Origin of the sequence: Acetivibrio sp. MSJd-27, from assembly GCF_018918095.1 — a bacterium.
Lineage (GTDB): Bacteria > Bacillota > Clostridia > UMGS1840 > HGM11507 > HGM11507.
This window is the reverse complement of the sequence record NZ_JAHLPV010000004.1, coordinates 21,784-36,807: the sequence shown is the minus strand read 5'-3', so window position 1 is coordinate 36,807 and position 15,024 is coordinate 21,784. Positions and strand designations below refer to the sequence as shown.

Annotated in this window: 9 protein-coding genes; 5 read left to right on the top strand and 4 right to left on the bottom strand. The window is 46.1% G+C overall.

The annotated features are described in order from the left end of the window. Positions 1 to 108: 108 nt before the first annotated feature. A complete protein-coding gene (locus KQI32_RS02430; protein ID WP_177691945.1) occupies positions 109 to 867 on the top strand; it encodes a response regulator in 759 nt (252 codons plus the stop codon). Positions 868 to 984: 117 nt separating this feature from the next. On the opposite strand, the gene KQI32_RS02425 is transcribed toward KQI32_RS02430, so the two are convergent. After that, positions 985 to 1,542: a methylated-DNA--[protein]-cysteine S-methyltransferase gene (locus KQI32_RS02425; protein ID WP_177691944.1), complete on the bottom strand. Its 558-nt coding sequence runs from the start codon at positions 1,540 to 1,542 to the stop codon at positions 985 to 987. Positions 1,543 to 1,652: 110 nt separating this feature from the next. After that, entirely contained in the window at positions 1,653 to 2,549 is an 897-nt protein-coding gene (locus KQI32_RS02420; protein ID WP_177691943.1) for a helix-turn-helix domain-containing protein, read from the bottom strand. Positions 2,550 to 2,921: 372 nt separating this feature from the next. Between KQI32_RS02420 and uvrB the strand changes: the two genes are divergently transcribed. Continuing rightward, entirely contained in the window at positions 2,922 to 4,880 is a 1,959-nt protein-coding gene (gene uvrB / locus KQI32_RS02415) for an excinuclease ABC subunit UvrB (RefSeq protein WP_177691942.1), read from the top strand. 13 nt (positions 4,881 to 4,893) lie between these two features. Continuing rightward, positions 4,894 to 7,716 carry an excinuclease ABC subunit UvrA gene (gene uvrA / locus KQI32_RS02410; protein ID WP_216423789.1) on the top strand — a complete coding sequence of 941 codons (2,823 nt, stop codon included), beginning with the start codon at positions 4,894 to 4,896 and terminating at the stop codon, positions 7,714 to 7,716. A 137-nt stretch (positions 7,717 to 7,853) separates the two neighbouring features. Here the strand turns inward: uvrA and KQI32_RS02405 are convergent, their stop codons facing one another. Continuing rightward, entirely contained in the window at positions 7,854 to 11,243 is a 3,390-nt protein-coding gene (locus KQI32_RS02405) for a stalk domain-containing protein (protein ID WP_216423784.1), read from the bottom strand. A gap of 430 nt (positions 11,244 to 11,673) precedes the next feature. Between KQI32_RS02405 and KQI32_RS02400 the strand changes: the two genes are divergently transcribed. Then, positions 11,674 to 11,955, top strand: coding sequence for a ferrous iron transport protein A (locus tag KQI32_RS02400; protein WP_177689596.1), 282 nt, complete (start codon positions 11,674 to 11,676; stop codon positions 11,953 to 11,955). Beyond that, entirely contained in the window at positions 11,903 to 13,873 is a 1,971-nt protein-coding gene (gene feoB, locus KQI32_RS02395) for a ferrous iron transport protein B (RefSeq protein WP_216423783.1), read from the top strand. Before KQI32_RS02400 ends, feoB begins: the two co-directional genes overlap by 53 nt. Positions 13,874 to 14,182: 309 nt before the next feature. Here the strand turns inward: feoB and KQI32_RS02390 are convergent, their stop codons facing one another. Beyond that, on the bottom strand, positions 14,183 to 14,812 hold the full coding sequence (locus KQI32_RS02390; protein WP_216423782.1) for a helix-turn-helix domain-containing protein: 630 nt from the start codon (positions 14,810 to 14,812) through the stop codon (positions 14,183 to 14,185). Between the last annotated feature and the right edge of the window lie 212 nt (positions 14,813 to 15,024).

Here is a 15,024-nt window from a genome sequence, read left to right as displayed (position 1 = left end):
TTCGCTTCACAAAAATCGGCAGCCGCCGGATTTGCTTACATGAAACAAATTGAAGAATATTGAATCACATTGCCATCGCAGTGGTGATATGATAAAGGGAGGAATTTGATGGATAAAATATCCGTTTTAATTATAGATGACGATGCACATATCCGTATCTCTATTGAGCGTGCTGTGCAGATAGATCCCGAATTGACGCTGGCAGGATCGGCCAGCAACGGTATCGATGGATTGCGTATAGCACAAGAGAAGAAGCCGGACATTATCCTTCTGGACATGGTAATGCCGGAAAAAGACGGTTTTACCGTGCTGAAAGATTTTCAGAAGCTGAATATGGGTGGACATATTACAAAAATTGTTATCATTTCCTCTTTGGCCGATACCTATGAAGTTCAGAAATCCAAGAGTATGGGAGCCTTTCATTATGTGGCAAAACCATTTGAACTTGGATCTTTGATGGAAAATATAAAGGATATCTATTATTATAAAGAGGCACCTCTGGCGGATCCGTCCATATTCTCCAAGCCAGTCAGCGTCGAAAAATATGTCGCGGAGATGCTGGACGAGCTTCGCATTCCTTCCAATGTAAAAGGCTATAAATATATTCAGCTCATCCTGACCGAAATGGTAAAAGCTCCGAATCATATGTGTGCACTTTCCAAAGAACTTTATGTGCTTGTGTCTGAAAAATATGGTGACACGCCCCCAAGTATTGAACGGGCTCTTCGAACCGCTATCAAAAGAGCATGGAAAGACAGCCGTTTCAACAACAGCAAGCTGTTTGAAGTCTATACGGAAAAGCCTCCGTCAAACGGTCAATTCCTGTCAGCTGCAAGCAATCACATCTCTTTAAATATTTATGCTTAAGTCGCAGGAAACGTTTTTTATTGAGATATAAATTGTGTTCATTGCTTCCCGAATAACAACAAATAGAGGACGAAAGCATAAATTGCTTCCGTCCTCTTATTGTCTCAAAAGAGATTTTTATCTCCGTTTTTCCCTAAATACATCCGCTCCCTTTTTGGGTACAAATAACGACTTCATATCTACCCCTTCTAATTCAAGCAGTTTTATTTTTATGCTGATTCCGCCCGCATATCCAGTCAAACTGCCATTTGAGCCTACGACCCGGTGGCACGGAATAATAACGGAAATAGGGTTGTGCCCAACCGCTCCGCCTACCGCTTGGCTGGACATCCTCAGCCTGTTCCTTTTTTCGGCTATCTTTTTGGCAATATCGCCGTAAGTAATCACTTCACCGTACGGAATCTGACAGAGAATATCCCACACGTCCTGGCGAAATTCACTGCCTATAGGCGCTAAGGGCAATTCGGAAATAAGCGGCTTCTCTCCGGCAAAATATCGATCCATCCATTTTTTCACACTATCGAACACAGGGATATCGTCTTGCCTTGTCATTTTGTCCGCTATTGTGCCGCCATAATACTTTTGTCCCTCAAGCCATAACCCAACGAGATTGTGACCGTCGGAAGCCAGCGTTACGGTGCCAATAGGGGATGGGCAGGTTGTTGTGTAATACAAAACAAACCTCTCCTTTTTGTGCAATATTTCAGGGGTGGGAATCTTTTGCTTCCCGTTATAGCAAAACGCTTTTATCGTGGCTTCCACTTCGCAAAAGCATTTTTATCTTGTTATAAAAACTTCCGGTATTTTCCCGGAGACATTCCAACCTCTTTTTTAAATACTCGATCAAAGTATGCGGGATCGTTAAAGCCAACCTCATAGGAAATCCCGCTGACTGTCTTATTGGAGTTGGTCAGCAGTTCCTTTGCTTTCATAATTCGCAGGTAGTTCAGATATTCCGTAAATGTCCGACCGGTGATCTGCTTGAATACATAAGAAAAGTAAGTAGGGGACATCATAGCAATACGGCAGACCTCTTCCAGATAAATTTTATTTTGGTAATTGGCGCGCATATAGTTGAGTGCGTCGGTCATAGCCTGCTTGTATTTATCGATAATATTCTGCTTTTCCTTGTTGATTCCCTTGTCGTATTCCCGGGTGACAATCGCGAGGATTTTTAAAAGATTCGCTTTGATGAAAAGCTCATAATATTTTTCGCGCGCCTCATACTCCATCAAGGTTTCTTCCAGCAACCCCTCAATGGTCTTGGCGATGGTGCCGTCCAGATGGAAAGTCGGTTTGATTTTATCCAGAGAGACGATAAAGGGCTCGATATATGCAAAGTCAAACAGATGGTTATCACTCTTATTATAGATATCTTCATTGATAAAGCTTTCCATAAATTCCAGCCCGATCAGTTCGGTATTATTCATATCAGAGGTAATCATGCTGTGGGACACGTTGGGAGGCAGTATAAAGATGTTTCCTTTTGTAAGTCTGTGAGGCACGTCGTTGAAATAGTGGATACATTCCCCGTGTTTCACATACCACATCTGGATATAATCATGATAATGCTGAGGCTGTTCAATGTTACGGGTGATACGGTAAATCTTAAAGGGGATCTCCGGCGTGAACACCTCTTTTGCTTTATAGAAGAACATTTTATCTTCCATGATATAGCTCATTTTTCTACCTCCGTTGCGTTCTCAATCCATAGTTTTATTATAGCAACAGAGGGGAGAAAAAGCAATCTTAATTTCGGTCAAACCATGAATTAACATTGTGAAATTTATTGCAAAGCGAATATTTGTATGGTATAATTGGTGCATAGAACAGCGTGCAGAGCGCATTTTCTTTGCCCTCTTCCCTTCGTTAGAGATTTCTCGTTCCTTGAAATGGCAGGGAAACAACAATTTCCACCTTCTCCCTCGACAGACTGTCATTCCGATCAAAGCGAAGGCTCTCAAATACAGCCTGCTATAGCCTCTGTCACTGTATCATAGGAACCCTTGTATTTTGAACTGCTTATAGAAACCGACTTGGAAGGAAGGAATTTTATGAATCATTTTGAAGTGGTTTCCGAATTTCAGCCCACCGGAGATCAGCCCCAGGCGATTGAAAAACTGGCGGAGGGCGTAAAGCGGAACGATCGATTTCAAACCTTGTTGGGTGTGACCGGTTCCGGGAAAACCTTCACAATGGCAAAAGTGATTGAGAAGGTACAGAAACCGACTTTGATTCTCGCTCACAATAAAACACTGGCTGCACAGCTGTGCAGTGAATTTAAAGAGTTTTTCCCCAACAACGCGGTAGAATTTTTTGTTAGTTACTATGATTATTACCAACCGGAAGCGTACCTCGCGCAGACGGATACTTATATTGAGAAGGATTCCTCCATCAATGACGAGATTGATAAACTCCGTCACTCGGCTACCATCGCTCTGTTTGAACGGCGGGATGTGATCATTGTATCCTCTGTTTCCTGTATTTATGGTCTGGGAGATCCGGAGGACTACAGTGATCTGGTTGTTTCCTTGCGTCCGGGCATGATAAAGCCGCGGGACGAGGTGCTGAAAAAGCTGGTGGAAATCCAATACGAGCGCAACGATATTGATTTTACCCGTGGAAGATTTCGGGTAAAAGGGGACGTGCTGGAGATTTTTCCCGCCAACAGCAATGAAAATATTGTCCGGGTAGAGTTCTTCGGCGATGAGGTGGAGCGTATCGCTACCGTAGATCCTATTACGGGTAATATTGTAGGACAGCTAAACCACGCCGCAATCTTTCCCGCCTCCCATTATGTCACCACCTCTCAAAAAATGAAACGTGCCATTCACACCATCGAGGATGAACTGATTGACCGCATTCAATATTTTGAGCAGGAAGGAAAATTGCTGGAAGCCCAGCGGATCGCCCAGCGAACCAACTATGATCTGGAAATGCTGCAGGAGGTGGGCTTCTGTCAGGGAATCGAGAATTATTCCCGTCATATCAGCGGCAGGGAACCGGGCAGCGCGCCTTACACCTTGATGGACTATTTTCCGGATGACTTTCTGCTGATCGTTGATGAATCCCATGTTACATTGCCGCAGGTACGGGGCATGTACGCAGGGGACCGGGCAAGAAAGGAAGCTCTCGTGGAGTATGGCTTCCGGCTTCCGTCCGCCTTTGACAACCGGCCGCTGAATTTTGACGAGTTTATGGAGCGGATCAATCAGGCGATCTTTGTCAGTGCCACACCCGGCGACTTGGAACGTGATCTATCAACACAGATTGTGGAACAGGTGATCCGTCCCACCGGCTTGCTGGACCCGTTGATTGAGGTGCGGCCAACGAAAAGTCAAATTGATGATCTGACTTTTGAGATCAAAAGCAGGGCTGAGAAGAAGGAACGGGTTTTGGTCACTACGCTGACCAAACGGATGGCGGAGGACCTGACGGAATTTTTCACCAAATCCGGTATTCGGGTGCGCTATCTCCATTCCGACATTGATACCATGGAGCGGATGGAAATCATCCGTGATCTGCGTTTGGGCGAGTTTGACGTGCTGATTGGAATCAATCTGCTTCGGGAGGGCTTGGACATTCCCGAGGTATCCCTGGTAGCAATTTTGGATGCAGATAAACAGGGCTTTCTGCGCAGCGAGACCTCTTTGGTACAGACCATTGGCCGTACTGCAAGAAACGCGGAGGGAAAGGTTATCATGTATGCCGATTCCATCACAGAAGCAATGGACAATGCAATCCGGGAAACCGCCCGCCGCAGAAACATTCAGGAGGATTACAACAAAGCCCACGGCATTGTTCCAAGGACGATTCACAAGGCGGTGCGGGAACTGCTGGAAATCACCACTACAAAGGATTTGGACAAGATAACGAAGAGAGGAAAAGGCAAAGCCGAAAACACCGAAGATTTGGTGAAGAAGCTGACGCGCCAGATGCAGCAGGCGGCAAAGAATCTGGATTTCGAGATGGCCGCCGTACTGCGGGATAAAATCCGCGAGTTGACCGAGTGAGGAGAGAAGAAACATGCAGAAGGATACCATTTACATCAAGGGCGCAAAGGAGCACAATCTGAAGAACATAGACCTGGAAATCCCCCGTGACAAACTGGTGGTATTTACCGGTCTGTCAGGCTCCGGGAAAAGCTCCCTTGCCTTTGATACCATATATGCAGAGGGGCAGCGGCGTTATGTAGAATCCCTATCCTCTTACGCCAGACAGTTTCTGGGCCAGATGGAAAAGCCCGAGGTGGAGCTGATCGAGGGATTGTCACCGGCCATTTCCATTGATCAGAAGACAACCGCCAAAAACCCCCGTTCTACCGTAGGGACAGTGACCGAAATTTATGATTATTTGCGGGTGCTGTATGCCCGCATTGGCATCCCTCATTGTCCGGTCTGCGGCAGGGAGATCAAACAGCAGACGACCGATCAGATAACGGATGCGGTTCTGAATATGCCCCAAGGCACCAAAATCATGGTGCTGGCACCAGTGGTACGCGCCCGCAAAGGAGAGCACCTCAAGGTCTTTGAGAATGCAAAGAAAAGCGGCTATGTCCGTGTCCGGGCAGACGGCAACATTTATGATCTCTCCGAGGAGATCAAACTGGACAAAAACAAAAAACACCATATCGAGATCGTCATCGACCGTTTGGTGGTCAAGGAGGAAATCCGCAAGCGGCTGGCTGATTCGATCGAAACGGCAACCGAACTGTCAGAGGGTCTGGTAATCATCAATGAGTTGAACGGAGCAGATCACAATTTTTCTCTGAACTATGCTTGTGCGGATTGCAACATCAGTATTGACGAGCTCTCCCCTCAGATGTTTTCCTTCAATAATCCGATGGGTGCTTGTCCCACCTGCGGCGGAATTGGCCATCTTATGAAAATCGATCCGGCTCTCATCATGGACAAAGAAAAATCCATCCGGGAAGGCGGCATCACAGCCAGCGGATGGTATTATGACGGGGAAGACAGCATTGCAACCATGTATTTTGACGGCCTTGCAGCCAGCTATGGTTTTTCTCTGGACACTCCTTTGGAGGAACTTCCTGAGGAGATTATGGATATAATTCTGCATGGAACCGGCGGTAAAAAGATTACGATGCAATATAAGAAGAAGTATGGTGGCGGAACCTTTCAGTCTGATTTCGAGGGAATTGTAACCAATCTGGAACGGCGGTACCGTGAGACAAGCTCCAGCTGGATGCGAGGAGAAATCGAATCCTTGATGTCCCAGAAGCCCTGTTTTGACTGCGGGGGTGCGCGCCTGAAAAAGGAAAGCCTTGGTGTCACTGTAAACGATAAAAATATTTTTGAAATCACAACCCATCCAGTGGATTGGATCATCTCTTTTCTGAAAGGACTAACCCTGACGGAAAAAGAAAAGATGATAGCCCAGCGGCTTTTGAAAGAAATCTTAGAGCGGCTTCACTTTCTGAAAGATGTAGGTTTGGATTATCTCACCCTGTCCAGAAATTCCGGGACACTCTCGGGCGGGGAAGCACAGCGGATCCGTTTGGCAACCCAGATTGGCTCCTCCCTGATGGGTGTTTTATATATCCTTGACGAGCCCAGCATCGGCCTGCACCAGCGGGATAACGATCGGCTTCTTGCCACGCTGAAACGCCTGCGGGATTTGGGCAACACTCTGATCGTGGTGGAGCATGACGAGGATACCATCCGGTCTGCCGACTATGTAATAGATATTGGCCCGGGGGCCGGTATTCACGGCGGGGAGGTTGTGGCCCAGGGTACTGTGGATGAAATTATCGCTGTTCCCCGTTCTGTCACCGGAAAATATTTAAGCGGAGAATGTAAAATTGAGGTGCCGAAGAAGAGGCGCAAAGGGAACGGCAAAAAGCTGGTGGTAAAAGGTGCGGCGGAGAACAATCTGAAAAATATTGAAGTTTCTGTTCCTCTGGGCACGCTGACCTGTGTGACAGGTGTCTCCGGATCGGGAAAAAGCTCTCTTGTCAACCAGATCATTAACAAACACTTGTCCAAAAAGCTGAATCATTCCAAAGCGGTTCCCGGAAAATTCGAAAAAATGCTGGGGCTGGAACATCTGGACAAGGTCATCAATATTGATCAGTCCCCTATCGGACGAACGCCACGCTCGAATCCGGCAACCTATACCGGCGTGTTTGGAGATATTCGAGAACTGTTTGCCGCCACGCTGGACGCCAAGCTGCGGGGCTACAAAGCCGGCCGTTTCAGTTTCAACGTGAAGGGCGGTCGATGTGAGGCCTGTGACGGGGACGGGATTATCAAAATTGAAATGCATTTTCTGCCCGATGTATATGTGCCCTGTGAAGTCTGTAAAGGAAAACGGTATAATCGCGAGACACTGGATATTCAATACAAAGGGAAAAATATTTATGAAGTGCTGGAATTGACGGTAGAAGAGGGAATCAACTTTTTTGAGAATGTCCCCAAAATCAAGCGGAAACTGGAGATCTTAAAAGAGGTTGGATTGTCCTATATTAAATTGGGACAACCATCCACAACCTTATCCGGCGGCGAGGCGCAAAGGGTAAAACTTGCCACTGAGCTGTCGAAGAAGCCGACAGGAAAAACGGTTTATATTCTGGATGAACCCACCACCGGACTGCATATTGCGGATGTGCACAAGCTGATTGACGTGATACAGCAGTTGGTTGACTCGGGAAACACCGTGATTGTGATTGAACACAATCTGGACGTCATTAAAACAGCGGACTATATCATTGATTTAGGCCCGGAAGGCGGAGACAAGGGCGGTGAATTGGTTGCCGCCGGAACGCCGGAACAGGTTGCCAAATGTGAAAAATCTTATACAGGCCAGTATTTAAAAAAATATCTGAAATAAAGCTTTCATCGAAAGGGGGTATCGGTGAAGTTTTCTTCACCGATACCCTCTTTTCTTTCTGAAAGAACCGCTGCGCAATGCGCAGCGGTTCCCTGTTTCCCTACGTCTCGCTTATCCTTGTATTTCTCAATTGAAAACTATTTCTTTTCTATGATAGTCAGTTCTGTGATGTTATTCCAAGCATTGACGCTGTTCCCAGCACCAATATATTTTACATATCTGGCTTTTACACCTTTCAAATCAAAACTCTCCAGCTCGGTGGAAGCACCCGATGAAGATGCATTTTCCAGAACTCTTGTATAATTCACACCATCCTCAGACACGTCTATAGAGAAACTGTATGCTCTTTTGTTGCCGGAATAGAATGCGATCATGATTTTGTCCAATGAATAGGCGCCCCCAAGGTCAAAGATCCCCCAAGCAGTTTCTCCCTCTCCCTGGAAGGCCCATCTGCTGGTGAAATTTCCATCAAATATATTCTCAATCACGTTGCCTGCCCCGTCATCTCCGCTGCCCTTAATACTCTTGACAGTAAGAGCATTGGGAATATTATGAGCGGGAGGATAGACCGTCAGAGAGAGGTTTACCGTAACCGTTTTGCTTCGGTCAATCCAGTCTACCTCGGCTCCGAAACTTTCAGAGATAAAGCGAACCGGAACCATAAAGCGATCCTGGACAATCATTGCGGTAACATCCAGCTTGACTTCCGTGCCGTTTTTGAATGCAATGTCGGAATTCTCGGTGATTTTAATCTCAGTGCCATCCTTAACTGCCGTCGCTGTGGCGGAAGCTTCATCCCAATCCACCGTGGCACCCAGTGCCTCAAAGATTGCGCGCATGGGCACCAGAACCCTGTCGTTGGTTTCAAACGGCTCCACATCTGTGGTCAGCTTTTTGCCGTTGACGAGGATTTTGATTGACTGGTCAGCCTCACCGCCTTGACTTGTACCCATGACTTCATCAAAGGTTTTCCGGCTGTCAGCGGTGATTAAGGCAGTCTTCTCCCGGGGATAAACGCTCAGCAGGGTGTCAGGATTGGCTTTGTCGTCCTGACCCACCAGAATAAAACGATCTGCTCCCTTTGTTCCTTCCACGCCATTGATCGTCTGGGTGGCATAGATTTTATGCCAGCCGTCGGTCATCGGAACGCTCAGTGCAAATGTGTTGGCCGCACTATCCAACACTGCATCAGTCGCTTTATCGTCCACATATACCGTAACTTTTTCCGCCCCCATCTGATAGATACCGGAAACCGACACTGTCTTGTCTGTCAGTTCCGCCTCCGCTTTCGGAGAAACAAGGATCGGCGCATTGGGTTTTGCGTTTTTCATATCGCCTGTAAGACGGAGCGCAAGCTGCGCTTTGAACAGGCTTCGGGGTTCTACTGGCGCAGTCGGCGCTTCCTGGTATGCATCCCCGACAAAAGGCGTCTCCCCTGTCGTCTGAAAGAAAGAGTCCGACGCACTGCCTGCAGGAACGTTGTCGGTGTGATATAGGTTCGTCCAAGTGGATACAGCCTTCGCTTTCTGAGCCAACGACGCGTCGTCGAGATACCGGCCCCACGTCCCTACCATAAAATTCTGGTAGGTAAGGGAAGGCTTGTGGGCAATAATCGTTGGAGCCAGGCTGTTCCATGCAACGCATCCGGCTCCGGTCCATCCCTGGCTGAGAGATGTCCCGTAGATCCCGCGGTTGGACAGTGCGATGAACCCATAGTTTCCTGCGTTAATACAGTAAACGTTATCGTATAACAAGCCAGTCGTCCAGGTTCCGTGGGTTTCAGAAGCGTTTGTAGAATCCTCAGCAATATTGTCAACGAACGCCAGCGGACCGGTCGAGCTATAACTGGACATGTAATCATGCCGGCCGGCAAACGAATAACAACCTGTGAATAAAATCTGCTGGGCTGATGTGGTGCAGGAAAAGGAGTAACGTCTAGAACCGGCTACCTTGGAAACCGGTTCCAGAGAGGAGCAATTCTGCACCGTGATTTGCTTTGTGTTTGCACCGCATCGCACTGCGCTCAATATAAAATGTTTTGCGCTTACATTACGGATAAACCCATTTTTTGCATTGGACAATCCGATGGCCACATTGGCGTGTTCCTCATCGTCCGCATTGCCATTATAATAAGATTCCACTCGCAGATTTTCAACCCCAAAATTGGTAATCTTGGTGCTCTCATCAATCTTGTAAATATAGGAAGTGGTATATTTCTTGTCAAGCGGCACAAACATCGGGAAGTCCAGTGTGATGGTTGTTCCGTTGATGGCTTTTATGGTGCGCTCGGTCGTCATGTCGACCGAGCCCTCTTTCCAAGAGTTATCCGCTCCGGCGGATGTTTTCGTTGAGGACATCTCCATCCCTTTTACCCATTCACTGGAGGATGGATGGTAAATCACAATGGTGTCCCCGACTGCAAACTCGCCGATTTTGTCAGCAGCAATGTTAATTTCCGCACTTCCAGATTTCACGTAGTCATCGGTAATATCCGCCTTTTCGCTTATGACAGCAGGCTGATTGCCGCTGGCTTTCAACACGGTGTACTGAGATTTGTCCGTTCCGAAAAACACAGTGCCGTTTGGTCCCTGGCCGGAACCGGAGAGTACGACACCATTTTTGATCTCCAGTCCTTTTTTGTTGATGTTATATCGCCCGGCTTCCACTTTGACGACTCCCATTTCTCCATCCGGAATGCTCGCAGATGCCCTGTTAATGATTTCCTGCAGACGAGCTGTGTCATCGGCGCCGGCATCAGCGGAAGGTGTAATTGTCTCCATAACCGGAAGCTTGGAAGTGTCAGGCAGGTCAACTTCACCTGCATAGAAACCAGCATAAGAGAAATCGGAGAGGGTGTCCCCCTTCTCGTTATACGCCATGTATTTCAATCCGTTTCCATCTGGAGCGACCAATTTTGCATCTACAGGCGCAGACTGCACCGGGGGATTGGTAATCTCGCCGGAATCAGCAGGCTGAGAAACCGATGCTTTGCCGCTTTGCACCCTGACATTATCATAACATCCATCACCGATTAACGCCTTGTTGATACACAGAACGATACTGCCGGCTGCACTGTTCGCAGGAGCCGGCTCAGAGATGGAAATCGTGGTCCATTTTCCGGCAAGTGCATTGGAGACAGATTTGCTGAACAGCTGCTTACCGGCAGCGTCAAAATATTTTAAAAACATATGGCATTGTCCGCTGAAAATATAGCTGTCCACCGAAGCGGTGTAAGTCTTTCCGGCCTCCACCTTGAACTGCTTTGACTGAAGACCGCTGCTGGCCTGGTTGGATTCCTCGGTAATCCTTACGCTGTATTTCCCGTCGGAAGCAGTGGTTGTATCCGCCTTGACGTTGCCTTCGCTGTTCGCACCAAAATAAGTCCACTCCTTGGGCAAATCGGTAAACGGCGTTTCAAACGAATCGGCAAAGACAATTTCCCCATCTTCGGCGAAAGCGGCCATCCCGCTTAGACCGGATAAAAGCATCAGTAAAGATAAAGTAACCGCTAAAAACTTTTTATTCATTTGTCATTCCTCCCGTATTTTGTATTTTATATAAGATAAAAAAATTTCGTTCCGAAAAACACTTTCGCAAAGTAAATGCTGCCGATGCAGGAGATGAATATCCGCCCGCTGCTCATAACGCATCCTCAACGCTTTCCGTAGAGACGAAGTTACAATGCTATGATATGATTAGTATATCATTTTTATTGTTCAAGTTCAACAAATACAAAAAACAATTTTTATAAAAACATAGATAAAAATTACAATTCAAATTTGTGAAGCATTCATAAAAAAGAGAAAAAAATTTGAAGAAAATAATCCAATTTTAGGCTCTCGTGCTTACAGGCTCTAAGAACAAGGCTATCAAAAATTCAGTGCAATAAAACGGCAGAGGTATATTTGTCCACAGACAAGCATAATCATGAATAAAAGAAGTACAGGAGATGATAGCATGACGCTGAAAGAATTAAAACCAGGATGGACAGGAACCGTAAAAGATATCGTCGGAATTTCTCCGGCGCGCCGCAGGCTGATTGATATGGGGATCACGCCGGGCGTGAAAATTTCGGTTAGAAAGACAGCTCCTTTTGGAGACCCCTGTTTGATATGCGTAAGGGGATATGAATTGTCCCTGCGGAAAAAGGATATGAAACAGATTCAGATAGAAGAGGTACAGAAGAATGAATATCGCCTTAATTGGAAATCCAAACTGCGGGAAAACAACGCTTTTTAACAGCCTGACCGGAAGCAATCAATATGTTGGAAACTGGCCTGGAGTCACCGTGGAAAAGAAAGTGGGACAGGTCAAAAAATATGGGGTGTCTCTCATAGATTTGCCGGGCATTTATTCGCTCTCTCCTTACAGCATGGAGGAAGTGATCGCGAGAGATTATATTTTGAAGGAAAAACCGCAGGGCATCATCAATATCCTAGATGGAACCAATCTGGAACGGAATCTGTATCTGACTTTGCAGATTCTGGAGCTTGGAATTCCGGTTGTTACAGCGGTGAATATGTCCGATACGCTAAAGCTGCGCGGAGACCATATCGACTATGACGGAATGGAAGCCTTTCTCGGAATTCCAGTTGTCCCTATCTCAGCGAAAAAAGGAATAAACTCAGATCTTCTCATGGAAAAAATGCTGTATCAGAGGAAGCATTTCAAGCGCCCTTCCATTTGCTATCCGCCGGTTACGCAGAAATATATCAATCTGATTAAGAACAAAATCAAAGAGGATGGCTTTGAAAACTTTTTTGCACCCAAGCTTCTGGAGAGCGATGCCCACTGCCTCAAAAACTATACTTCCCGGGAAATTCGTATCTTTGAAGAAATTTCAAGCAAATACGAACAGGAAAGCCGTCTGCACGACAGGGAGTTGAGCCTAGCGGACAGCCGCTATCAAGTTGTGGAGCAGATCTCACACCGTTTTATTCATAGAAATCCCAATCCTTCCAAAACGTTTGCGGAAAAAGCCGATGAAATTGTGCTGAACCGTTTTCTCGCCATTCCGATTTTCATAGGATTGCTATTTCTCATTTTTTATACAACCTTCAGCGGATTGGGAACAGGGCTTCAGAATGGAATGGAGTTTTTAATGGAAACCCTGTTGGAACAACCCCTTTCCGGAATCATCCGAAGCAATGGCGTGCCGGATTGGGTTCACGGCCTTCTGATCGGCGGCATTTTCAGAGGCATCAGCAGTGTGCTATGTTTTCTGCCTCAGATCCTGATCTTATTTTTCTGCCTTTCCCTTCTGGAGGACAGCGGCTATATGGCCAGAGCCGCGTTTATGATGGATTGCCTTCTGGAAAAGATCGGCCTGTCGGGAAAGGCGTTTATTCCGATGCTGATGGGATTTGGTTGTACAACCCCCGCCGTGATGGCGGCAAGAACCATGGAGAATGAGAGAGACAGGAGGCTGACGGTTTTACTGACTCCGTTTATGTCCTGCGGGGCCAAGCTTCCTATCTATGCCCTCTTTACGGGAGTTTTTTTTCAGGAACACCGGGGCATGGTTCTGTTCAGCCTATATTTCCTGGGTATGCTGACCGCTGTGTTATGCGGATTATTTTTGAAAAGCACCCTGTTCAAAACTAGTCAGGCTCCTTTTGTAATGGAGCTTCCGCCTTACCGGATGCCTGGCTTGCGGAGTACGTTCTATCTGCTTTGGGACAAGGCGAAAGGCTTTTTGATCAAAGCTGGAACGATCATTTTTTCCATGAGCGTGGTGATTTGGCTGATGCAGAACGTGAGTCTGCAGCTGCATTTCATTCAGGATGGGAGTGACAGCATTCTGGGCAGAATAGGGAGCCTTCTTGCGCCGGTTTTAGCCCCTCTGGGATTTGGCAGTCAGGAGGCTGGAATCGCCTTGTTGAGTGGTCTGATTGCAAAAGAATCGGTCGTCTCCTCGCTGACCGTTTTATATGGAGGCAATCCTTCTCTGGGAATTGCCGATCATTTTACACCCATGGGAGCATACAGTTTTATGGTGTTTTGTCTGTTATATGTACCGTGTGTCTCAGCTTTTTCCACTATGGTCAGAGAGCTAAAATCAAAGGGATGGGTGCTGTTTAGTTTTTGTCTGCAAATGGTAGCGGCCTATGGTCTGACATTTCTCATTTACCAGTCGGGCCAAATTCTGATACGGTAAACATTAAGAATCTTGTTAAGCTTATCGTTTTCAAAAGAATGGAGGTGACACGGATATGAGCGAATTGTTGATTTATATTTCAGCAGCACTCGCAGTGCTGTATTCAGGGTATATTCTTCTCTCTCAGCTGTTCGGAAAACGGAAAAGCTGTAAGGGATGCGGAAAATGTGAATAGCCGTGACGCAAGAACAAAAAAGCAGACTTTATTAGCCAAGGTGCGATAACGAAGTATTTATTAAGCGGTGGAAAGACAATATTTCCACCGCTTATGTTTATCATATTAAAATGGAAGGGAAGATACTTCCATTGTCAAAGGGTATTGGCATCACCAAGTAAAATTGTTTTAATATGATTGTTTATTTCATTCTCACGAATTCCCTTTCGTATTAAAGGCAAAATTACTTCACGACTTTCTCTTGTATGTGGCAGCGAAGCTGCAAGTGCGCTCGCTTTTTCAGCTTTACCACACTTCAAATATAAGAAGCAGAGTGTAGCACGAGTAGTGGCTTTTTGCTTTTCATTTATAGATAGCGGCAAACCTTTTTCCATAAGCTCGATTGCCTCCTCGGATTTTCCCTGCAAGGCCAACACACCTCCAAGCCCCAGTATCATACCGGGTTTATTTGGGTAACTTAGTAAGGCATCACGATAAACCTTTTCAGCAGATTCATAATCGCCATTTTTTTGAAATTCATTTGCTGTTTTATGAATATTATACCGTGTTTGTTCTGAGCGTATAGTATCCATTCCAATAAGCGCATCTATACTCGTTTCGAGTATATTCGCCAAGGCAGGCAAAAAGGTGATATCCGGATAACTCTCGCCCCGCTCCCATTTTGAAACACTCTGTGGTGTGATGCTGAGAAATTCGGCAATATCTTCTTGCGTTAAATTTTTTTTGGAACGAAATTTTTTTAGATTTTCGGATAAATATAACATAGTAATCCACCTTTCCATTGAACTAATTTGATTATAGCTATATATAAATCAATTATCAATGACGCATTCGTTGAAATCAATTCAACCTCACAAAACGCACATAATCTCCCACCCGATATCTTTTCGGACGCCGTCTGAAAGTGTCATAGTGGGTTATATACTTTCGGAAAGCAATATATAGCAAAAAACGAGGCTGAGTCAAAGAACTCAAC

Bases quoted from the DNA above. Each gene is read 5' to 3' on its own strand.
- uvrB (WP_177691942.1), top strand. From the start codon at position 2,922: ATGAATCATTTTGAAGTGGTTTCCGAATTTCAGCCCACCGGAGATCAG.
- feoB (WP_216423783.1), top strand. From the start codon at position 11,903: ATGAATATCGCCTTAATTGGAAATCCAAACTGCGGGAAAACAACGCTT.
- uvrA (WP_216423789.1), top strand. From the start codon at position 4,894: ATGCAGAAGGATACCATTTACATCAAGGGCGCAAAGGAGCACAATCTG.
- KQI32_RS02390 (WP_216423782.1), bottom strand. From the start codon at position 14,812: ATGTTATATTTATCCGAAAATCTAAAAAAATTTCGTTCCAAAAAAAAT.
- KQI32_RS02420 (WP_177691943.1), bottom strand. From the start codon at position 2,549: ATGAGCTATATCATGGAAGATAAAATGTTCTTCTATAAAGCAAAAGAG.
- KQI32_RS02405 (WP_216423784.1), bottom strand. From the start codon at position 11,243: ATGAATAAAAAGTTTTTAGCGGTTACTTTATCTTTACTGATGCTTTTA.
- KQI32_RS02400 (WP_177689596.1), top strand. From the start codon at position 11,674: ATGACGCTGAAAGAATTAAAACCAGGATGGACAGGAACCGTAAAAGAT.
- KQI32_RS02430 (WP_177691945.1), top strand. From the start codon at position 109: ATGGATAAAATATCCGTTTTAATTATAGATGACGATGCACATATCCGT.